General features: G+C 39.5%; 17 protein-coding genes. 9 read left to right on the forward strand and 8 right to left on the reverse strand.

Annotation, left to right across the window (positions count from 1 at the left end; genetic code table 11):
• Positions 1 to 15: 15 nt before the first annotated feature.
• Positions 16 to 1794: a helix-turn-helix transcriptional regulator gene (locus HDF25_RS12550; RefSeq protein ID WP_221450899.1), complete on the reverse strand. Its 1779-nt coding sequence runs from the start codon at positions 1792 to 1794 to the stop codon at positions 16 to 18.
• 147 nt (positions 1795 to 1941) lie between these two features.
• Between HDF25_RS12550 and HDF25_RS12555 the strand changes: the two genes are divergently transcribed.
• The 4 genes from HDF25_RS12555 (at position 1942) to HDF25_RS12570 (ending at position 6022) form a co-directional block, all read left to right on the forward strand.
• Positions 1942 to 2433 carry a hypothetical protein gene (locus tag HDF25_RS12555; protein ID WP_184625176.1) on the forward strand — a complete coding sequence of 164 codons (492 nt, stop codon included), beginning with the start codon at positions 1942 to 1944 and terminating at the stop codon, positions 2431 to 2433.
• Positions 2434 to 2462: 29 nt separating this feature from the next.
• Positions 2463 to 3170: a DUF1266 domain-containing protein gene (locus tag HDF25_RS12560; protein ID WP_184625178.1), complete on the forward strand. Its 708-nt coding sequence runs from the start codon at positions 2463 to 2465 to the stop codon at positions 3168 to 3170.
• A 149-nt stretch (positions 3171 to 3319) separates the two neighbouring features.
• The gene (locus HDF25_RS12565; RefSeq protein ID WP_184625180.1) at positions 3320 to 5401 is read left to right on the forward strand and encodes a hypothetical protein; all 2082 of its coding nucleotides are present in this window, start codon (positions 3320 to 3322) and stop codon (positions 5399 to 5401) included.
• Positions 5402 to 5410: 9 nt separating this feature from the next.
• Positions 5411 to 6022 (forward strand): trimeric intracellular cation channel family protein, encoded by a 612-nt coding sequence (locus tag HDF25_RS12570; RefSeq protein WP_184625182.1) that lies wholly within the window; start codon positions 5411 to 5413, stop codon positions 6020 to 6022.
• On the opposite strand, the gene HDF25_RS12575 is transcribed toward HDF25_RS12570, so the two are convergent.
• On the reverse strand, positions 6019 to 6318 hold the full coding sequence (locus tag HDF25_RS12575) for an FtsB family cell division protein (RefSeq protein WP_184625184.1): 300 nt from the start codon (positions 6316 to 6318) through the stop codon (positions 6019 to 6021). The genes HDF25_RS12570 and HDF25_RS12575 overlap by 4 nt on opposite strands.
• Before the next feature lie 149 nt (positions 6319 to 6467).
• Between HDF25_RS12575 and HDF25_RS12580 the strand changes: the two genes are divergently transcribed.
• The gene (locus HDF25_RS12580; RefSeq protein WP_184625186.1) at positions 6468 to 6980 is read left to right on the forward strand and encodes a hypothetical protein; all 513 of its coding nucleotides are present in this window, start codon (positions 6468 to 6470) and stop codon (positions 6978 to 6980) included.
• Positions 6981 to 7140: 160 nt separating this feature from the next.
• Positions 7141 to 8058, forward strand: a complete 918-nt coding sequence (locus tag HDF25_RS12585) for a hypothetical protein (RefSeq protein WP_184625187.1) — start codon at positions 7141 to 7143, stop codon at positions 8056 to 8058.
• Positions 8059 to 8139: 81 nt separating this feature from the next.
• On the opposite strand, the gene eno is transcribed toward HDF25_RS12585, so the two are convergent.
• The 4 genes from eno to carA form a co-directional block, all read right to left on the reverse strand.
• Complete coding sequence (gene eno, locus HDF25_RS12590; RefSeq protein ID WP_184625189.1) at positions 8140 to 9432, reverse strand: phosphopyruvate hydratase; 1293 nt, start codon at positions 9430 to 9432, stop codon at positions 8140 to 8142.
• Positions 9433 to 9540: 108 nt separating this feature from the next.
• Positions 9541 to 10632, reverse strand: coding sequence for an ABC transporter permease (locus HDF25_RS12595; RefSeq protein ID WP_184625191.1), 1092 nt, complete (start codon positions 10630 to 10632; stop codon positions 9541 to 9543).
• Between the two features lie 12 nt (positions 10633 to 10644).
• Positions 10645 to 11412, reverse strand: coding sequence for an ABC transporter ATP-binding protein (locus tag HDF25_RS12600; RefSeq protein WP_184625193.1), 768 nt, complete (start codon positions 11410 to 11412; stop codon positions 10645 to 10647).
• A 98-nt stretch (positions 11413 to 11510) separates the two neighbouring features.
• Entirely contained in the window at positions 11511 to 12623 is a 1113-nt protein-coding gene (gene carA, locus HDF25_RS12605) for a glutamine-hydrolyzing carbamoyl-phosphate synthase small subunit (RefSeq protein WP_184625195.1), read from the reverse strand.
• Between the two features lie 258 nt (positions 12624 to 12881).
• On the opposite strand from carA, the gene panB reads away from it, so the two are divergent.
• Together panB and HDF25_RS12615 are read left to right on the forward strand one after the other, a co-directional pair.
• Positions 12882 to 13697 (forward strand): 3-methyl-2-oxobutanoate hydroxymethyltransferase, encoded by an 816-nt coding sequence (gene panB, locus HDF25_RS12610; RefSeq protein WP_184625198.1) that lies wholly within the window; start codon positions 12882 to 12884, stop codon positions 13695 to 13697.
• A 2-nt stretch (positions 13698 to 13699) separates the two neighbouring features.
• Positions 13700 to 14386, forward strand: coding sequence for an RluA family pseudouridine synthase (locus HDF25_RS12615; protein WP_184625200.1), 687 nt, complete (start codon positions 13700 to 13702; stop codon positions 14384 to 14386).
• Between the two features lie 15 nt (positions 14387 to 14401).
• On the opposite strand, the gene HDF25_RS12620 is transcribed toward HDF25_RS12615, so the two are convergent.
• On the reverse strand, positions 14402 to 14866 hold the full coding sequence (locus HDF25_RS12620; protein WP_184625202.1) for a hypothetical protein: 465 nt from the start codon (positions 14864 to 14866) through the stop codon (positions 14402 to 14404).
• A 154-nt stretch (positions 14867 to 15020) separates the two neighbouring features.
• On the reverse strand, positions 15021 to 17321 hold the full coding sequence (locus tag HDF25_RS12625; RefSeq protein ID WP_184625204.1) for a glycoside hydrolase family 3 N-terminal domain-containing protein: 2301 nt from the start codon (positions 17319 to 17321) through the stop codon (positions 15021 to 15023).
• Positions 17322 to 18203: 882 nt separating this feature from the next.
• On the opposite strand from HDF25_RS12625, the gene HDF25_RS12630 reads away from it, so the two are divergent.
• Positions 18204 to 21371 carry a SusC/RagA family TonB-linked outer membrane protein gene (locus HDF25_RS12630; RefSeq protein ID WP_184625206.1) on the forward strand — a complete coding sequence of 1056 codons (3168 nt, stop codon included), beginning with the start codon at positions 18204 to 18206 and terminating at the stop codon, positions 21369 to 21371.
• Positions 21372 to 21375 lie beyond the last annotated feature (4 nt).

The raw sequence follows: 21375 nt of genomic DNA on the forward strand, positions 1-21375 counted from the left end.
GTGACGGGATTTCCCCTAAGGCCTGTCAAAAGAAGTGATTACCTGGAAAAGGTTTTCATCTTTGTCTAAACCCAGTTTCTTTTTAATCCGGTACCTGGCCATTCTGATACTTTTGGGCTCAATGTTTAAACGGACAGCAATTTCCTTATTATCCAATCCGATAAGAATATAAGAGCAGTACTTGATATCCAGTGGGGTCAGCGAATTATTTGCCCGGTTTTGCAGGGCCGAAAAGAAATCCGGGTGGATACTGGCAATAGACCGCTGATGAGTTTCGAGTTTTTTATCCATCCGCAGGTTCTGGTCGATGATCCGGTCAATCTGTTTAGTGGTCACTGTATCTGTAGGAGAAAGAGACTTTTGTCGCAGAGATTGTAAGATCTCATTTTTTTCCTGGATTTGCAGTGTGCCCGTTAGCAACTCCTTTTCCAGCCATTTCTTTCTTTCCTGAAGTAGTGTTTGGTTCAATAGGGATGCCTTTAATTTATACCGGTAGGAAATGAACAATAAACTCAGTGCAATGATGATAGAAGTTCCTAAAACGAAGTAAAGCCAGTTTAGCTTTCTGTTAACCATCGACCACTCAGTTAATCTTGTAATTTCGTCTTCCTTTTTTTTCGCATGGTACTGTTCTTCCAGTTGTTGGGTAATGGTTAATTTCTGGGTGTCAAAGACCTTCCTGGAGTAGTCCATGTATTTCTTGTAATAGTCAAGAGCCTTCACACTATTCCCGCTTTTTTCTGCAACATTGGCCATCGCCTGCATGAGTCTTGATCGTGTTATATTACCTGTGGAGGCATCTCCTTCTATCTCAGATAACCCGGTTTTCAAATATTTCTCTGCCTCTTCATAATTGTTTTCTTTTAGTGAATACTCACTTAACATACCATAACAACTGGCAATTACTTCTCTGTCATTTGTTTTTCTGGCAATCTGAAGGGCTATATTGATATACTGATGAACATTGGCTTTATAGCTGGCTGGATAATACATAAAATATACGTTTGCCGTATTTAGTGCTGTCGTTGCTGTATTGCTGGGCAGAAGGATCCTTTCTTTTGCCTGCTTATAGAGCTGCAGGGCCATTTGGTTATAATGCAGGCTGGAATCAAGCAGAGCACGGTTACTGGTATCACGTTCAAAGCTGGACAGAAAATTCTGTCCGATAGTGGTGTAAGCCATTTGTAAATCATCAGGGAAGCCACTTTTTTTTGCCATCAGTAAAGATTCTCTGGCATATTCTTTTTGTTTGTGGTTATCTTTCCCATAAGCGTAAATATTAGCAATGTAACGGTTTAGCATGCTTTTATAGCTGCTAGATTTTGGGTCATTCAATTTTTCAAGCAGGTTTTTTGCTTTGAGCAGGCTGGCTATAGCTTTCTCGTGATCACCTTTGATCATGTCCAGCCAGCCTTTTCTCATCTGAACAAAGGCAATGATTTTTTGATCGGAAGCTCTGGTGGCAGCCATCATTGCACTGTCCTGATAAGTGGTTGCCTGTTGGACCTGATTGTTCCGGACGAAAAGATAGGTCATAGTAGCGTACGAGAATGCTCTGCCATTTTCTGTGCTTTTCTGCTTGCTGTATTGAATAGCCCTGTTGCCGGTTTTTATAGCACTATCCAGATTTTGTTCAACAGTAGCATAGGCAAGTTCAGCCATCGCGATAGCTTTTCGTTCAGCAGAACCAGTTGACCGCTTTAATACAGACTGAAGAGAATCGGTTATCATATGCTGGGAGAAAATAGTTGTGGTATGAAACATCAGGTAAAGCAGCGGCAGTAGTCTGATCAATTTTTTCATTTTAGTACTAAAGATAGGAAGGGTTAACATTATTTTTTTTGGTATGTAGTCGTTATGTAGTCGCTGTAAATTAAACAAAACCAGAAATGACAAGCATCTTTGTTTCTTTATTTCAAAACAAATTAAAACAAACGAGACATGAAACCTACAAAATTAATTGCATCTTTTTTTACACTTACCTTTTTAATATTACTAATCAGCAGTTGCGGAGGAAGTGGTGACCCGGCAACATATAATAATAAATTAATGGAATTGGTTAACAGCAATGAACAACATATCAATGCGATGAACCAGGCCATGAATACTAAGGATTATAAAAAGGCTGAAGAGGTAAGAAAAGGCTGGGAAGCTGACTTAACTAAAAATATTGAAGCAGCCAATAAAGCCGGGGATTTCAAAGGAAACACTGATTTCCAGAAAGCAGTTGTCAATGGATTGAATGCGTATAAGAAAATTGTAACGCAGGATTATAAAAGTTTGATTGAGTTAAGATCAAACCAGAAAAGTGATGCTGTTTCAGCTGCCAGTTCTGAAACAGTACTGCTGGATAATATCAATAAGACCCTTGAAGAAACGGCTAATGGATTGAATAAAGCTTCTGCTGATTTTGAAGCCAAGTTTGCGAAATAACAATTCATCATTCTAAAAAATATATTTACATGTTCGGATTATTCAAATCTAAACCCATTCTGGATAGTTTCTATTTAGCACACAAAGTAACAGCTGACCGGGAACCTTTATTGTGTATTGGAGCCTTATTAATCGAAACCAATCAATTCAGGGACTCACTTACTTTGCTGTCCCGCTGGCCGTCTAAGGAGCTGACTACGCTATTGGAAAATGCCTGGGGGATTGATGACAGAGATTCTACTAAAGATTTACTGGAAGAGTTATTATTGCTTCCTTCACTAAAGAATAACGAGGAGCTTATCCGTGATGTGCTGCTCAAAAAACACGCTGTTCAGGATCTTATCGTTAACGATTTACTGATTGACGGATACTTATTCGATTCAATTGGAAGGACTTGTAAAAAGGCTTTTAATGCAAGACAAATTGTATTTACCCGTCCGGGTTTTGATGCACTGACTAATATTGCTTCGTGGGATATTGAAAGGGCTGGTTTAATTGTCCGGTATGCCTACAATGTAAGCTGGCTAACCGAGGCAGAGGCTTTTGGCTATCTGGAGCGTTTATATTCCCTGGTTAAGGAAAATTATAGCAGCTGGCTGGATTATTATCTGTCCTATCTGAAAGGGCGGGCTTTGTTGTTTGATCAGTCTCTGGGAGATTCTTATGATTACATATTATATCTTAATGATATGTATCTGAACGAGGATTTCTTTTGTTTGAAATACGCATTATCATAATCTGCTGAAAGGTTAAACGGGTGCGTTTTGCAGGAATTCAGTGAGTAAAGGTTATCTTTCCTTTACTCCTGATTCTGTTATCAGCTCCCTTCATCAGTATCTTTTCAGGTTTAAAATTTGCTATAAAATCAGCATCTTTACCCTGACCCATGAGTGATACCTTTAATTTTTATACCTTCCTTGCATTGACTGGCTGCATCGCAGCAGGTTTAGGCTTTGCGTGGTTGCTCTATGGCAAGAGCTCTGCTTTAACGCGTCCGGTAAGAACCGGACTGGCAGTTTTAAGAGCATCTGTTGTTACTTTGATCTTATGGCTGCTGTTTTCACCATTGATCAGACAAGTAAGTTATACCTTGGAAAAACCAATTATAGTAATTGCTCAGGATAACTCTGTTTCTGCCGGTGCTTTCAGGCCCGCAGGATTTGATAGCCTGAAATATCGCGAAGCTCTTCAGCAGCTTTGTGCCGGACTTTCCCGGAAGTATGATGTCAGAACCTATAGTTTTAGTGATAAGGTGTCCAAAGGTCTTGATTTTAGCTATAAAGGCAAGTTGAGTAATGCTGGTCTTTTAGCCAGACAACTGAACGATGAACTGATGAACAGGAATGTCGGAGCAGTCATTCTGGCAACTGACGGTATTTTTAACAGGGGAGGCAACCCTGCTCAGGATCTGCTGGCTTTAAAGGCACCGGTTTATACCATTGCCTTAGGAGATACTATCCCTAAAAAAGATTTACTGATCACCGCTGTGAATGTCAATGATCTGGTTTATCTGGATAATGATTTCAGGATGGAGGTACAGGTTCAGGCCGATCAGTGTAAAGGGACACAATCAAAACTGACAGTTCTGGAAGACGGTAAAAATGTGTTTGAAGAGCAGGTTAAAATAAACTCAGATCAGTTTACCAAAAATGTCCAGGTTAACTTAAAAGCATCCAGGGTAGGTCAGCACAAATATACCGTTTCGGTAACTCCGGTGCCTATGGAAGTATCCACAGTAAATAATACTTTTCAGACACTGGTTGAGGTCATAGATGAAAGGCAGAAGATATTAATTGCTGCCGGGGGGCCTCATCCGGATATTGCGGCATTAAAACAGGCCATCGGACTGAATAAACACCATGAAGTTGCTGTATTGCTGAATGAAGAGCTATTGAAGGCTGATCTGAGCAAATATGGATTGATTATCCTTTATCAGTTACCAGATAATCAGTTTGATGCAGCTGGACTTTTTGCAAAGTTGAAAACAGGAAAAACTTCACTCTGGTATATTGTCGGGGCACAAAGTAACCTGAACAGGTTTAACCAGGTTCAGCAGCAGGTCAGTGCTTTTGGCAATGGCCCTTTGCAATATCAGTACAGTGATATTGATAAAAATCTGTCTGTCTTTGAACTGGACCAGCACTCCCGTAAAATAATCGAAAATTTTGATCCTTTACAGGCACCTTCCGCTCAGTTTAAGATTGTTGGGAATCAGCAGGTGGTGCTTGATCAGCGGAATGGTAAATTAAAGACCAATAATCCGCAGTTGTTCTTTATGAATGACAACGGACGTAAAACCTGTTATCTTATCGGGGAAGGACTTTGGAAATGGAAATTAGCTGAAGCCCGTGAAAATCAGGGAAACCCTGTATTTAATGAACTGATAGGTAAAATTGTACAATATCTTTCGGTTAAGGATGATAAGCGGAAATTCAAAGTGCAGCCAGTAAAAAATAACTTTGAGGAGAATGACCGGGTTTTGTTAAATGCTGCTTTATACAATGATAGTTACCTGCCTGTAAATACGCCGGATGTTACTTTACAGCTTAAAGATGAAAAAGGTAAATCCTATAATTTTACTTTCTCAAAGTTTGAATCTTCCTATCAGCTCGATGCAGGGGTATTACCTCCTGGTAATTATAGTTATATCGCTAAGACAGCTCTGGGCAATCAGCATCATGAGGCCAGAGGTTCTTTTTTTGTGAACGCACTGACAGCTGAGTTTCAGCAAACCCTGGCCAATCATCATCTGTTATATGAACTGGCTAACCAGACTGGTGGCAAAATGTATCTTCCCGGTCAGCTGGCTAAACTTCAGGACGAACTTTATAAAGGTGACCAGCTAAAAACTTTGAGTTATGAAGATCGTAAATACGAAGAATTGATTAACTTAAAAGTCCTGTTTGTGCTGATTATGATATTACTCAGTACAGAATGGTTTGTGCGTAAAAGGAATGCAGCTCTCTAACAAAGATTTATGGAATTTACTACCTCTCAGGTTATAGAAATATTAGGTACGATCGCTTTTGCGATTTCAGGGTCATTTGCGGCTATACAGCGGCGTCTTGATCCTTTTGGGGTATTGATTATCGCATTTGTGACTTCTATTGGCGGTGGTACTGTACGTGATCTGCTTTTAGGGGATACACCGGTTAAATGGATGAGAGATGTGAACTACTGTCTGCTGATCCTGGTCACTTCTTTGCTGACTATAGTATTGAAGAGACATAGAAAGAGGTTCACTGTTACGCTTTTTCTGTTTGACTCGATGGGGCTTGGATTGTTTACTATACTGGGGATTCAGAAAGGGATTGCATTTGGGTTGAGCCCGGGAATCTGTATTGCCCTGGGTACAATAACAGGTTGTTTTGGCGGAGTGATCAGGGATACCTTACTGAACACGATTCCTCTGATTTTCAAAAAGGAAATTTATGCAACTGCCTGTATCCTGGGTGGGATCCTTTATTTTACCTTGTTGTATTTTAACCTGAAAACAGATATCGCGAAAGTACTGGTGATCGGTTTTATATTCGCATTGCGTATCATAGTAGTGCGTTACAAGCTGGCCTTACCTAAGTTTGGGTATTAGTTTTTAGGAGCTGCTTTGATAATGACAAAAACATCTTCATTGTCTTTCTTCATGAAGTATTTTTCTCTGGCAAACTTTTCTGCAGTATTCAGATTGGTATTGAGTTCGTTGAGATCTTTCTTGACCTGGGCAGTCTGTTTCTCGTAAAAATCTTTTTCTTCCTGAAGTTTATGTACTTCTGTGCGATACTCATATTGAGAGAGCATATCGTTCTTATCAAAGAACATCATCCACACCACGAATGCTGCGGCAGAAAGAAAGTATTTGTTCCGAAAGATTTCCAGTAATCTCTTCATACAAACAAAGATAGAAATTATTTATAGAAAAGAATAAGGTAGTTTTTTGTGATGAGGATTGGAGCTGGCAGCGGCTGATTAATTAATCGGGCATGTAATTGTAACTATGCGTACATTATCTTATCTTATTGAGGACAATAAAGCAGCAGATGAACTCAAACAAATACCTGATGGTTCTCCTATTATTTGTGGTTGGTTGTGGAAATGAGCGGCCCATGATTGACGATATGAGGATCGTAAACAATAAATATTATTATAAAAAGAACCCTTTGTCTTTTACTGGGATTGCTATTTCAAAATCTGAGACCGGACAAATCTTAAATGAAGTTAATCTGAAGAATGGTGTTCCTGTCGGACGCTGGAAGACTTTCGGGAATAAAGGCGAAGTGGTACAGAAAGGAACCTATCAGCCATTTTATTTGAAAAATGATAAGGTCGAAACGATCAGCGGAATACAAAGGGTAAATATTTGTAATATCAATGAGGGAAGCAGAAATTTTATTGATCTGTTTATCATCACAAATAATTCAAAAGGTGAGATTGATAAAACAAAGTATAAAACTTATCAGGCATTAATGGATAGCCTAAATGCGAATCATATTCCTATTGATATGAACAAAATTCATAAGATAAGGTGCGTAGGAACGGAGCTTAATCCATAAAAAAAGTAGGATTTGCTACCTGTTTTTCAAGAATTTTAAGTCTTTACCAATAAAATGTGCAGCTGAACCAGTTTTAATCTAACTACAGTTCAATTACAGAAATTGGACAATCAATAATAATTAATGATTTATTTTGTTTGAAAAAACAAAATCTTATCTCATGAAAAAGAAATACTTAATTGCAATGGGGCTGTTTATGCCGCTAACTATAATGGCTCAAACTGTTAATTATAGTCCAAATGGCAATGTCGGTTTAGGAACAGATAGCCCCAAAGAAAAACTAGATGTGGCTGGTAATATTTTCTTACGGAATATACGAAATGCAACTGGTGCTGGTGCTTCCGTATCTTTTTCATCTTTTGATAGTAATGATACTGGACCTAAGATAAGCAGTTATCTTGATTTTGCTTCAGGAACTGATTCACAAGCCAGATTAATCTTGAGTTCTTATAGCAGAGGATTTAATAATGAGCTCACCTTAATGAACGGCAATGTGGGAATTGGGGTGATAGAGCCAAAAGAAAAACTCGATGTAGTAGGGAATATTTACCTAAGGAATATGACTAATGCTATTGGAGGAGGAGCTTCTGTCTCCTTTTCGTCTTTTGATAACAATAGTCCCGGACCCAAAATAAGCAGTTATTTGGATTATGCTCAGGGAACAAATTCGCGGTCTAGGTTAATCTTAAGTTCTTATAGCAGTGGATATCAGAATGAACTGACGCTGATGAGTGGTAATGTGGGTATCGGCACTATAAACCCTACTGAAAGACTCTCTGTGAACGGTAAAATTAGTGCGGGCGAAATCAAAGTTGAAGTTAGAAATTGGCCGGATTATGTCTTTTCTAAAAAGTATGAGCTACCAAGCTTACATGAGGTTGAAAATTACATAAACAAAAATGGTCATTTGCCAGGTATGCCAACAGCAGAAGAAGTAGCAGCCAATGGAGTTTCATTGGGAGATTTAAATGCGAAACTGCTTGAAAAAATTGAGGAGCTGACTTTACATCTGATTGCTCTGGAAAAAAACAACGAAAAACAGCAAAAGGAAATAGATGAACTTAAATTGAAAAAATAAGCTAAAACCTTAATCCATAAAAAAAAGCATAACCGTTTCCGGCTATGCTTTTTTTATACTCAATAAACAGGATAGTCCTACCTATTTTTTCAAGAATTTGAAGTCTTTACCAATGAAACGTGCCGCAGAACCTAGTTCTTCTTCGATACGTAATAACTGGTTGTATTTTGCTATCCTGTCTGAACGTGAAGCTGAACCAGTTTTAATCTGACCACAGTTTAATGCTACAGCTAAATCAGCGATAGTAGTATCTTCAGTTTCGCCCGAACGATGACTCATTACCGATGTATAACCATTAGTCTGTGCCAAGGTTACTGCATTGATAGTTTCAGTCAGCGTACCAATCTGGTTTACTTTAACCAGGATTGAGTTTGCGATGCTTTTATCAATTCCTTGTTGTAAACGTTTTACGTTAGTTACAAACAAATCATCACCTACTAACTGTACTTTGTTACCAATAGCTAAAGTTAATGATTCCCATGCAGCCCAGTCATCTTCATCCAAACCATCCTCGATAGAGATGATTGGATATTTGTTAGCCCAGTCAACCCAATATTTAACCATTTCGTCAGAAGTTAATTTCTCTCCTGATGATTTGTGGAAATTGTAAGTTTTGGTTTTTGAATCGTACATTTCTGATGCAGCAGCGTCCATTGCGATCCAGATATCTTTACCAGGTTTGAAACCAGCAGTTTCGATCGCTGTTAAAACAGTTTCGATCGCTTCCACATTTGAACCGATGTTCGGTGCAAAACCACCTTCATCACCTACGTTAGTTGAATAACCTTTTTTCTTTAATACATCTTTCAGATGGTGAAATACCTGAGTTCCCATTTGCAGTGCTTCAGAGAAGCTACCCGCACCTAATGGCATAATCATGAATTCCTGGAAATCAATTTTATTATCCGCATGTGCACCACCATTTAAGATGTTCATCATCGGAACCGGTAAAGTGTTTGCATTTACACCACCGATATAACGGTATAATGGTTGTCTGCTTTCTGCCGCTGCTGCTTTAGCTACCGCTAAAGAAACACCTAATATTGCATTAGCACCTAAGTTTCCTTTATTTTCTGAACCATCAAGGTCGATCATTGCCTTGTCAATCAGGTTTTGCTCAAAAACGTCTATACCCTGAAGTTCTTTAGCTATTTTCTGGTTAACATTTTCAACGGCCTTTAATACACCTTTGCCCATGTAAACGTTCTTATCTCCGTCTCTTAGTTCAACAGCCTCATGTTTACCAGTACTTGCACCTGATGGTACAGCCGCACGGCCCATCTGGCCATTTTCAGTGATTACTTCTACTTCAACAGTAGGGTTACCTCTTGAATCGAGGATTTGCCTTGCATGAACATCAATAATTAAACTCATTTTAGTTGTTTTAAGTGTTTTTATCTCCTTAGTGTAAATAATACAATTACTAGGTGATGATCAAAGTTAAAATAAAATTCAAAAATAAGGAGGATTGTCCTATTAATTTTATTCCCACTTGAATACCTTCACCGCTACTGCGTATATTCCTATGCCCCAGATCACCATGATCAGGATTTGTTGTTTCACATCCCAGAGACCGGCACCTTCAAAAGCGACCTGTCTCATCGCATCATTCAGATAAGTCAGCGGCAAAGCCCTGCTGATCGGCTGAAGCCATGACGGGAAGTTCTCTATAGAGAAGAACGTACCAGATAATAAAAATTGTGGAAGGGTGATAATATTTGAGATTGGCGGAATAGTACTTTCGCTTTTGGCGATACCGGAAACCACAAAGCCAAAGCCCATAAAAACAATTACACCGATGGTGGAAAGCACAAGCATATTCAGCACTGTCGCGACCCCGTGAATGAGTGTGAAATGGAACAGGAAGTGACCAATGAGGATAATAAATAAGGCGCCGATCAGGGCAAATCCTATACGGGCAAGACCTTCACCCAGGATAATACTTGATCTTTTCACCGGAGTGGCAAAAAAACGTTTGATGACAAGTGTTTGTCTTAAGCTGAAAAAGACAAATGCTGTTCCGAAAACACCAGTACTGAGCAGGGAGAAGCCAAGCTGTCCTGGCAGGATAAAATCTATAGTCCGGTAAGTTCTGCCATGAACAGTACTTTCTTTCAGTTCTGCAACAGATGGTTTTAAATCTTTGGTATTCAGTGTGTACATCAGGTTGTTCAGGATAGATTTAAGGATGTTTCCTTTATCCATTGCAGCCGAGGTATACTTGACATCAGCTAAGAAAGCGGGGCCTTCAGCCTTGTTCTGGTGTACTTCTATGACACCGGCTATACTGCCTTTTTCCAGTCGCTGCTGGATATCTGTAGTGCTTTTGTCTTTGATTAAATTAATTACTGGTATATGTTCCAGTGCAATGATCACGGGATTATGTAAATCAGATGCTGGTGAAACCGCCAGATCGAGTTTTACGCCGCCGCCACCAAGGAAGCCGAATACAAGGATAAAGATCAGCGGGAAGGCCAGTGTGAAAACTACAGCCGAAGGGCTGCGGGTAATAGACCTGAAACTGGCTTTGGCCAGGGCCAGCGTCGCTTTGGTATGATTGTATGGTTTGTTCATTTTTGAGCTCATTTAATCTTCACGCCAGGCTTGGCCGGTAAGATTGATAAATACATCTTCGAGATTGGCTTTTTTAACTTCTTTTTTCCGCTCGAATCCACGACCCAGTAACTGATCGATCAGGTTATCCGGGGTATCCAGTGCGATAATTTTTCCGCTTTCGACAAAAGCGACACGGTCACATAATTGTTCTGCTTCGTCCATGTAATGGGTTGTCAGTACTACAGTAGTTCCGTTGTTCCTGATATCCACAATGAGGTCCCAGAGATTACGGCGGGCCTGAGGGTCCAGTCCTGTAGTCGGCTCATCCAGGAAAATAATTTTTGGAGAATTCAGCAGAGTAGTTGCTATAGAAAAGCGTTGTTTTTGTCCACCCGAAAGTGCTTTGTATTTCGCTTTGGCTTTATCCTGAAGATTGACTTTTTCGAGCATCTCCATAGGTTTGATAGCTACGCCATACAGACCCGCAAAAAGTTCCATGAGTTCGACCAGGTTCAGGTTCGGGTAATAACCTGCAGCCTGTAGCTGTACCCCAATAATTCTTTTGATTTCGTTTGAATCTTTATCTACAGAAAAACCGTTGACGGTGATTTCTCCCGAAGTTTTGTCCCGGAGGGTTTCGATAATTTCTAAAGTTGTTGTTTTACCTGCGCCATTGGGGCCCAGCAGTCCGAAAATCTCGTTTTCGTAGACATCGAAACTAATCCCTTTAACTGCTTCGAAGTCAGCGTAGTTTTTGACCAGATTACGGACACTGATAATGGTATTCGTTTTATCCATGAGATAAATGTAACAAGGTTTAATGTAAAAAGGATTGATGTGACTCAATCCTTTCTTAAAATGTCGGTAAAATGATGGTTGTTGCCGGCGAATGTTTCTTACCAGGCTAGTTCACCTTTGATCAGGCTCACAAAGTCATCGAACAGGTAACGTGAATCATGTGGGCCAGGAGAAGATTCCGGGTGATACTGTACCGAGAATGCTTTTTTGCCTTTCACACGAATTCCTTCGATAGACTGATCATTTAAGTTGATATGGGTGATTTCCACTTTGTCAGATTTTCTGACTTCATCTGGAATAACACCAAAACCGTGGTTCTGAGAAGTTACTTCGCAGTGGTTTCTAATAATATTTTTTACCGGGTGGTTTAATCCCCTGTGACCGTTGAACATTTTCATTGTTCCGATCCCGTTAGCCTGGGCTAATAACTGGTGACCTAAACAGATACCAAAAAGTGGTTTATCTGAAGCCAGGATATGTTTTACTGTTTCAATCGCATAAGGCATCGCTGAAGGATCGCCAGGGCCATTGGAAACAAAGTAAGCATCAGCACCCCATTTGTCCATTTCCTCGAAAGTTGTTTTCGCAGGGAAAACCTGAACATACAGATCTCTGTTATCGAAATTACGCAAAGTGTTTTTCTTGATCCCGAAATCCAGCGCTGCAACTTTGTAGGTTGCCTCAGGAGAGCCATAGAAATAAGGTTCTTTGGTAGAAACCTGCGATGATAATTCCAGACCATCCATAGAAGGAACCTGTGCCAGTTTAGCTTTCAGTTCTTCCACATCTGTGATTTCAGAAGAAATGATCGCATTCATAGCTCCCTGATCCCTGATTTTTCTCACTAAAGCACGGGTATCGATATCAGAAATACCCACGATGTTTTCATCCTGGAAATAATCCTGTATGGATTCACTGGCTTCCTTGCGGCTATAACCAATGTTATAATTCTTGCAAACCAAACCTGCAATCTTAATCGAATCAGATTCGATTTCTTCTTTGTGAATGCCGTAATTACCAATATGGGCATTCGTAGTGACCATGATCTGTCCGAAATAAGAAGGATCAGTGAAAATTTCCTGATAACCCGTCATTCCTGTGTTGAAACAAATCTCTCCTGTTGTTGTACCAATCTTTCCGGCAGCTTTACCGTGGTAAACAGTACCGTCTGCCAATAACAGGATCGCAGGTAACTTGGTGTAGTTAGTCATTGTAATTAAAATGAGAAATAAAGTTTAAAAAAGGGATTAATGAACGAAGATTTGCGATTTTGATGTCGCTATAGTGATTAACAAATGTGCTGTTGTTTAACCCGTTCATTTCGGGATACAAAGATAGGTTTTTGTCCAGTTAAATCCATATTTTTTTTATCAGGATTAAAATGTTACGCTAGTTATACTGTATATAATGAATTAAGGCCGGTTTTCTCAAATGAATACCCTAATTTTGCTCGCTTAAAGCATAAATATATGTCTATACACAAAGAAGTAAAGCGTATTACAACCCACATTCTGCAAGAGATGAAACAGAGTGGTGAAAAAATATCGATGTTAACTGCTTATGATTATTCCATGGCCACTGTCCTGGATGATGCAGGACTGGATGTTTTACTGGTTGGTGATTCAGCTTCAAATGTAATGGCGGGCCATGAAACTACTTTGCCGATTACATTGGATCAGATGATTTATCATGCACAAGGCGTTGTAAGAGGCGCTACCCGTGCTTTTGTCGTAGTGGATCTTCCATTTGGTTCTTACCAGGGAAATTCGAAAGAGGCTTTAAGCTCTGCCATCAGAATTATGAAAGAATCGGGTGCACATGGCGTAAAGCTGGAAGGCGGAACTGAGGTTGTAGATTCTATCCAGCGGATTATCACGGCGGGTATCCCTGTCATGGGCCATCTGGGATTAACCCCTCAGTCTATTTATAAATTCGGAACTTATACAGTAAGGGCCAAAGGTGAAGCAGAAGCAGAAAAACTGAAAGTTGATGCTCAGGCTTTACAGGATGCGGGCTGTTTTGCAGTTGTACTGGAAAAAATTCCGGCCGCACTGGCTAAAGAAGTATCTGAAAGCTTACATATTCCGGTTATCGGGATAGGGGCAGGACCGCATTGCGACGGACAGGTTTTAGTTGTAAACGATATGATCGGTCTGACCAAAGGTTTTAAACCACGGTTCTTACGTCAGTATATTAATTTATATGATGGAATTTTAGATGCTGCAAAAGCATATATTAAAGATGTGAAAGCGAATGACTTTCCAAATGAGAAGGAGCAATACTAAAAATGGCGGTAACTGATAAAGATGTACTTTTCGAAGATAACCACCTGATTGCAATCTGCAAACGGGCAGGTGATATTGTCCAGGTCGATGAAACCCGTGATGAGCCATTGGAGGACATGGTGAAAAGGTATATCGCTGCAAAATATAATAAACCGAACAGCGCATTTTTAGGTGTGGTTCATCGTCTTGACCGTCCGGTAAGCGGAGTGATCTTATTTGCCAAAACAAGTAAGGCACTGGAAAGGATGAATGCCCTCTTTAAAAACAGGGAGGTTAAGAAAACTTACTGGGCGGTTGTACGTAACCGTCCGGTAAAACCTTCGGGTACGCTGATACACTGGCTGGTGAAAAATCCAAAGACAAATGTAGTGACGGCCCATAATACTGAGGTACCGGGTAGTCAGCGTGCCGAGTTAAGTTACCGGCTGCTTGGTGAACTGGGTGGGTATTACCTGATCGAGGTTGATCCTTTAACAGGCCGTTCTCATCAGATCAGAGTACAGCTCTCTACTATGGGCTGTCCGATTGTAGGAGATAACAAATATGGTTATCCAAGAGGAAGCCGTAAAGGAAGCATCTGTCTTCATGCCAGAAGACTGCAATTTATTCATCCTGTCAAAAAGGAACCGGTAAATATCTTTGCCAAACTTCCTGTTGACGGATTCTGGGAACGTTTCGAAGCCTTTTAGGGTTTCGGAACGTTTCTACTTACAAGCTATTTTGGATAGGGTAATATCTCCAAATTTAAGCCCTGCTAAATTTGTAAACACTCTCCTGCCATCACTTTCCTGGGTAGGACCGTAACCTTCCAGCAGCTGATCACCTTTTTTAACGAATGCAACCTGTCTGTAAGAAGTACTTCCTTCAGATTGAAAGGAGTAATCTGCAATAATAGTATCTCCCTTGATTATTCCTGAGATAGTCCCTGCGTTTTTGTCCTTTTCATAAAAATTGTAATTCAGGTCACCGGCCACAACAGTTCCTGCGGTAACGAGCGAGAGGGATACGGTATCTTTATCTTTAATATAACTGTAGCAGGTTTTTGCTTTGGTTGCGTCTGTTCCGGACTCTTTTGCTGGGTTGTCGGCTTTTTGTTCCTGAGTCTTATTCGGTTTACATGCTACGAAAAATCCTGTAAACATGGCGAATAATAAAATGATTCGTTTCATCTGGATATATTTTAGAAGGTTATGCTGGTTAAAAATAAGGATATGGTTTCTTTAACACAAGAGCCGGGGCAAAGAATCATTTAATGGCATAATTTAACTTATTTGCTCCAGCAGCAGATCCAATCGACCTTGCTGCTGGAGCAAATAAGTTATTTTACTGATTGTAGGTGAAGTTGATTTTCTGATCAGCTATCTGAAGTGTGAAATCTCCGTCTTCAGTTACTTTTTTACCTTCTGGGTTGATGAAACCTAAATCATCAGCAGTAATTTTGAAGATTACAGTTTTGGTTTCACCTGTCTTTATCTCTATTTTATCAAAAGCTCTCAGGCGTTTCACATCGGGACTGATTAAGGTAGCTACCAGGTCCGAAGTATATAACAAGACACTCTCTTTACCATCAAGTGTACCTGTATTGGTTACCTCTACTGAAACTGTTAAAATCTCATCTTTTTTCAGGGTACTTGTGCTCAGTTTGAGCGGACTGTATTTAAATGTGGTGTAACTCAGACCTTGTCCAAAAATATACTGAGGGTTATAATCCGAATCATAGTTGTACACACCTTCGGTTGTAGAGCGGGATTCTGAAGGTTTATGATAATAAGTAAATAATGCGTTGGGGAATTGTGGGTAAGTGTAAGGTAATCTTCCCGAAGGGTTAACGGTACCAAAAAGTATATCAGCTATCGCGTCACCACCAAAATTACCCGGCAAATAAGACTGAAGAACTGCACTCATTTTATGCTCAAATTTGGAAATTATTCTTGGACGGCCTTCATTCAGTACCAGTATAATTTTTTTTCCTGTTGCTGCCAGCTTTTGGGCAAGCTCAGTCTGTAAGTCGGATAAGTAAAGATCGCTTAGATTACCAGGAGATTCTGTATAAGAATTCTCTCCTAAACAAAGCACCACGACATCAGCATTTTTAGCTGCGGCGATTGCGGCATCCAGCTGATCTGCATATTCTTCGAAATATTTGCCATCCATTTTATAACTTACCCCTGGTACATAAGTCACGTTTTGTTTGCCGGTTTTAAGTTCAATAGCTTTCAGGAAAGTATGATATTTTGCAGCGAATTCCTCTACTTTTTCTCCCTGCCACGAATAAGTCCAGGCTCCGTTCAATGTTCTCATTGAATTTGCATTAGGACCTGTAACCAGGATTTTTACAGGTTTATTCAATGGTAATACCTGATCTGTATTTTTTAGTAAAGTAATGGATTCGGCAGCGGCCTGATAAGAAGCCTGCTCAAATTCCTTACTGCCAAACTTAGGATAATCTTTAGGATTGGTCGTTGGTTTATTAAAAAGGTTCAGCTCATATTTGACCAGGAGGATTCTTCTTACTGCATCATCAATACGGCTTTCTTTAACTTTACCTTCTTTGACTAAAGCGATCAGGTCATCACAAAAAGCCTCGTAATTATAGGCAACCATTGACATGTCTATCCCTGCATTAATGGCAATTCTTACAGCGTCTTTGTTGTCTTTAGCTACATGATCTCTCTGGTAAAGGTTCTCAATATCTCCCCAATCGGTTACTGCCAGACCTTTAAAACCTAATTCTTCTTTTAATAATTTAGTCAGCAGATTATAATTGGCATGAACCGGAACTCCGTTAATAATACCAGAGTTAATCATAATGGTTTTGGCACCGGCTGCAATGGCAGCTTGAAACGAAGGCAGGTGATATTCTCTCAGGGCCTGGTCTGAAATAAAGGCAGGAGTTCTGTCTTTTCCCGACACTGGGACCTGATAACCCAGGAAGTGTTTGATGGATGCAGCAACATGACTTGGATTATCTACATCATTGTTATCACCCTGTAATCCTTTTACAGCCTGTATACCCATCTGGGTAACCAGGTAAGGGTCTTCTCCGAAACTTTCCCACTGACGTGGAAAACGGGGGTCAGCACCAAGGTCTAACAGTGGCGAAAACGCCCATGGAATAGAACTTGCACGGGTTTCGTAAGCAGTAATTTCTGCCCCTTTATGAACCAGGCTTCTGTTAAAGGTTGCTGCCTGACCAATCTGCTGCGGAAACATGGTCGCTCCGGCAGTGTACGTTTCACCGTGAATAGCATCAATACCGTATAAAACGGGTATGCCATTTTTAGTGCCTTTCATGGCAGACTGCTGAATTTTAGTAATGATATCGTACCATACCTGCGGAGTTCTTGCTCTGTTGTTTGAGGTGTTTAAAACAGATCCCAGTTTGTATTGAACGAGTGCTTTTTGCATTGCTTTCTCATCCAGAGAAAATGGCTCATCACTGGTAAAGCGATCTTTACCCTTTCCGATGACATCCAGTGTAATCTGAGCCATCTGACCAACTTTTTCTTCGAGGGTCATCTTTTTTAGCATACTTTCTACTTTAGCAGTGTTGCTGGTCTGGGCATTGGTTAATCCTCCTGTAAGGAGCAATAGGAGGACAGAGAGGTTTCTTCTTAAATACATGTAAAGTAAATTAATGAGTATGGGCTTAAATAATGGAGGTTGTATTTATACTAGCTCCGGGAGGACAATGTTAATTATATTAAAAATTAGTAACCTGGATTTTGTGTCAGATTTCTATGTAAATAGCAAAGTTATAGTATATAGAATTAATTTCTTTAACCTGGGGGCCTTAACCTTTACAAATAACAATTCTCTGGTAAACAGGAGTTCAAAGATACCGGGGACGTGATCGATAGTCTGGTCAATAAAATCAAGCAGGTTTTTTTATCAGCCTTGCTATTTTGTTTGATTTCTATCCGGAACCAGTAAGTAGCCTTAACGTCAGTGGTTTGTGGCGTGCTTCTTTGGATATAATGGAAGTTTTTGTCGGATATATCAGTATTAATTGTTTAGAAATTTAATTTATTTGACGCGTATTTAATATGTTTTATTCAATTGAAATTAAAAATATGCCGATTAGTATGGCCGTTTTCTTAACTATTTGCTATGCATAGTTCATCTGGCTAAAAAGGAGAACCAGTAAAACTGTGAATTGTTTACGAAAAAAAGAAGTGTTGTCCTGATTAACCATAAAGAATTGGAAGGGCCAATAATGGCTGGCTATTACAAAGATAGAATTAATTTGAGTTCAATTTCTGGTCATCGGGCATTTGTACCGAGGCATTTTTGATTGGTTTTTCATGTGAGATTAAATCTTCATTAAAATTGGATTTTTAAATTGTAATATACTTATAATTAGGTATTTAAGTGGTTACATCAACTGACGTATTTTGACTGTTTTGTAAGAATAATGTTAATTAATGTTAAATTTTGTTTGCAAAAACGTTTTCGAACGAATATCTTGGACTTTTATTATTTAACCTAACTACTAAAATAAACTACATGAGAAAACTTCTACAAAGTTTGTTCTTGTTCATGCTTTTTGCAGTTTCTGCAATGGCCCAACAACGAACTATCACTGGTACAGTTACCGCAAAAGACGATGGCCTGCCTCTGCCTGGTGTTTCGGTAAAAGTAAAAGGAACAAATATCGGAACAAGTACTGCGTCAGACGGTAAGTTCACTTTTAAGGTTCCTGAAAATGCAAAAGAATTACAGTTCACTTCTATCGGGTATGCTATCCTGACAAAAGCAATTGGTACTTCTAATATTATTAGTGTACAATTAGTTTCTGACTCTAAACAACTTGGTGAAGTTGTGGTTGTCGCTTATGGTACTTCCAAAAAAGCAGCGATTACAGGTTCGGTAGCGACATTAAGCTCAAAAGACCTTGACAACAGGGTAATTACCAACGTATCTAATGCTTTAGCTGGTGTTGCGCCAGGTATTTCTGTGAACGCAGGTAATGGTCAGCCAGGAACAGGATCGTCAGTAAGGATCCGTGGTTTTGGTTCTATGTCAGCAGCTAACGCACCTCTGTATGTGGTGGATGGAGCTGTTTACGATGGAGCTTTAGCTGATATCAATGCAAATGATATTGAAAGTATTTCCTTACTAAAGGAAGCTTCTTCAACTGCATTGTATGGTTCAAGAGCTGGAAATGGTGTAATTATTATTACAACCAAAAAAGGTAAAGTTGGTACAGATGTATTAAACGTTAATCTGAGTCAGGGAATTTCTCAAAGAGGTATTCCTGAATATGACAGAGTTAATGCGCAGGAATACTATCCGCTAATGTGGCAGGCAATGGCTAACAGTCTGATCTATCCTGCAAGTGGTACAGGACTTACGCCTGCAGCTGCTGCTGCAAAAGCTTCGGCAGAAATTCAGTCACAATTAATCTATAACCCATTCAATGTTCCAAATGATAAAATCGTTGGTCTGGATGGAAAATTAAATCCTAATGCATCCTTATTATATAATGATTTTGATTGGGTAAAACCGTTAAGCAGGGTTGGAAAAAGAAGCGATTTCAATACCAGTATGGGCGGAAATACTGGTAAATCTGATTACTACTTCTCATTGGGTTACCTGAAAGATCAGGGGTATATCCAAAAGTCTGATTATGACAGGATTAACGGGCGTTTAAATGTTAATTCACAGGTTAAACCATGGTTGAAAGTAGGAGCAAATTTAGCCGGATCGATTTCTAAGGCAAATCTTGCAACAGATGCAGGTTCAGGTAGTGCTGCTGCTTATAGCAACGTTTTTAACTTTTCGAGATCAATAGGACCAATCTATCCTGTACATGCATTTGATGCCCAGGGTAACCCGGTGTTGACATCAACTGGTGAACAATACTATGATTATGGTGGTCATCCAGGAGCAGTTAACCGTCCTATCGGCGCAAACGCCGGAAGAAACGTGGTTTATGAAACTTTATTGAACACTAACGATAACAGAAGGAATGCTTTAAATGCAAGAACTTACGCTGAGATTAAATTCCTGAAGGATTTTACTTTCAAAACAACCGCAAGTGTGGATATTATTGACAGAATCGCAAATACTTACTATAACAGGATTGTTGGTGATGGTGTTTCGAGTAAAGGGTCAGCTTCTAAGTCTACTGGTTTCACGCAAAGTTCTACAATTAATGAATTGTTGACTTATGATAAGTCATGGGGTCTGAATAACATTAATGTTTTAGCAGGACATGAGAATTATGCTTTACAGATCAGAACAGCTGGCGGAAGTAAAAATAACCAGATTCTGGACGGTAATATAGAATTTCCAAACTTTGTAACTCCGACTGATGTTAATGGTTATATAGAGAACTATAAACTTGAATCTTATTTAAGCCGTGTCTCTTATAATTATGATAATAAGTATTACTTAGATGGTTCCCTGAGAAGTGATGGTACCTCAAGGTTATCACCGCAGTCAAGATGGGGGACATTCTATTCATTTGGTGCTTCATGGATACTTTCGAAAGAAAAATTCCTGAGTAAGGTAAGCTGGATTGATGAATTAAGACTGAAAGCTTCTTATGGTGTAGTTGGTAATGATGGTTTACTTAAGGATAACGGTGACCCTGCATATTACAAGTATCAGGCATTATATGATCTTGGATGGAACAATGGTGACCAAGCTGGTGTGTTATTATTATCAGCCGCAACTCCTAATGTAAAATGGGAGCAAAATACGACAATTAATATAGGTACATCATTCTCACTTTTCAAAAACAGATTGTACGGAGGAATAGACTTATTCAGAAGGGGCTCAACTAATCTATTATTTGATGTTCCTCAACCTCTATCTGATCCTGTTTCGAAAATTACTCAAAATATTGGTAATATGAATAACCAGGGTATTGAGTTACAACTGGGTGGAGATGCGATCAGAGGTAAAGCATTCAGATGGAATGTAATGACCAATTGGACTATGCTGAGAAATAAAATCACCAAAATGCCTCCAGAAACGCCTGTTATTATGTCAGGAAATAAACGCAGAGAAGTTGGTAAAGATCTTTATAATTTCTATTTGCGCCAGTGGAGAGGTGTTGACCCTACTGATGGTTCGTCATTATACGTACCACAGGATGGTGAGACAAGAGAATTAAGAACTGTCAATGGTCAGGTTTATACTGTTAACAATAACTATGCTAAATTCGATTATTCTGGTTCAGCAATTCCAGATCTGATGGGATCAATTACCAATACTTTTGATTACAAGAATTTCTCTCTTTCCTTCCTGATTACTTATCAGATTGGTGGTAAATTCTATGACAGTCAGTATGCTGGTTTAATGAGTACTGCTTATGGTAGCGCATTACATGTTGATGCTTTAAATGCATGGACTCCTACAAATACAATTACAGATGTTCCAAGATTGGATATCGCAAGAAACCCTATTCTGAATGCTGCATCGAGCAGATGGTTGATTGACGCATCTTATGTGAGTCTTCGTAATGCAAGCTTGTCTTACAAACTGCCAAAAATGTGGTTAAGTAAAATGGACGTGTCGAATGTAAGAGTTTTTGTTTCTGGCGAGAATCTTGGTCTGATTTCAAAAAGAAAAGGGATGAATCCATCGGAATCATTTGATGGTACAAATAGTACCACATACGTTCCAAGCAGAATGATCAGTGTAGGTCTGAATGTATCATTGTAAAAGG

Source organism: Pedobacter cryoconitis (genome assembly GCF_014207135.1).
GTDB classification, from domain to species: Bacteria; Bacteroidota; Bacteroidia; order Sphingobacteriales; family Sphingobacteriaceae; genus Pedobacter; species Pedobacter cryoconitis_D.

Coding starts and splice junctions, on each gene's coding strand:
- HDF25_RS12555 (WP_184625176.1), top strand. CDS start 1,942: ATGAAACCTACAAAATTAATTGCATCTTTTTTTACACTTACCTTTTTA.
- HDF25_RS12560 (WP_184625178.1), top strand. CDS start 2,463: ATGTTCGGATTATTCAAATCTAAACCCATTCTGGATAGTTTCTATTTA.
- HDF25_RS12565 (WP_184625180.1), top strand. CDS start 3,320: ATGAGTGATACCTTTAATTTTTATACCTTCCTTGCATTGACTGGCTGC.
- HDF25_RS12570 (WP_184625182.1), top strand. CDS start 5,411: ATGGAATTTACTACCTCTCAGGTTATAGAAATATTAGGTACGATCGCT.
- HDF25_RS12575 (WP_184625184.1), bottom strand. CDS start 6,318: ATGAAGAGATTACTGGAAATCTTTCGGAACAAATACTTTCTTTCTGCC.
- HDF25_RS12580 (WP_184625186.1), top strand. CDS start 6,468: ATGAACTCAAACAAATACCTGATGGTTCTCCTATTATTTGTGGTTGGT.
- HDF25_RS12585 (WP_184625187.1), top strand. CDS start 7,141: ATGAAAAAGAAATACTTAATTGCAATGGGGCTGTTTATGCCGCTAACT.
- eno (WP_184625189.1), bottom strand. CDS start 9,432: ATGAGTTTAATTATTGATGTTCATGCAAGGCAAATCCTCGATTCAAGA.
- HDF25_RS12595 (WP_184625191.1), bottom strand. CDS start 10,632: ATGAACAAACCATACAATCATACCAAAGCGACGCTGGCCCTGGCCAAA.
- HDF25_RS12600 (WP_184625193.1), bottom strand. CDS start 11,412: ATGGATAAAACGAATACCATTATCAGTGTCCGTAATCTGGTCAAAAAC.
- carA (WP_184625195.1), bottom strand. CDS start 12,623: ATGACTAACTACACCAAGTTACCTGCGATCCTGTTATTGGCAGACGGT.
- panB (WP_184625198.1), top strand. CDS start 12,882: ATGTCTATACACAAAGAAGTAAAGCGTATTACAACCCACATTCTGCAA.
- HDF25_RS12615 (WP_184625200.1), top strand. CDS start 13,700: ATGGCGGTAACTGATAAAGATGTACTTTTCGAAGATAACCACCTGATT.
- HDF25_RS12620 (WP_184625202.1), bottom strand. CDS start 14,866: ATGAAACGAATCATTTTATTATTCGCCATGTTTACAGGATTTTTCGTA.
- HDF25_RS12625 (WP_184625204.1), bottom strand. CDS start 17,321: ATGTATTTAAGAAGAAACCTCTCTGTCCTCCTATTGCTCCTTACAGGA.
- HDF25_RS12630 (WP_184625206.1), top strand. CDS start 18,204: ATGAGAAAACTTCTACAAAGTTTGTTCTTGTTCATGCTTTTTGCAGTT.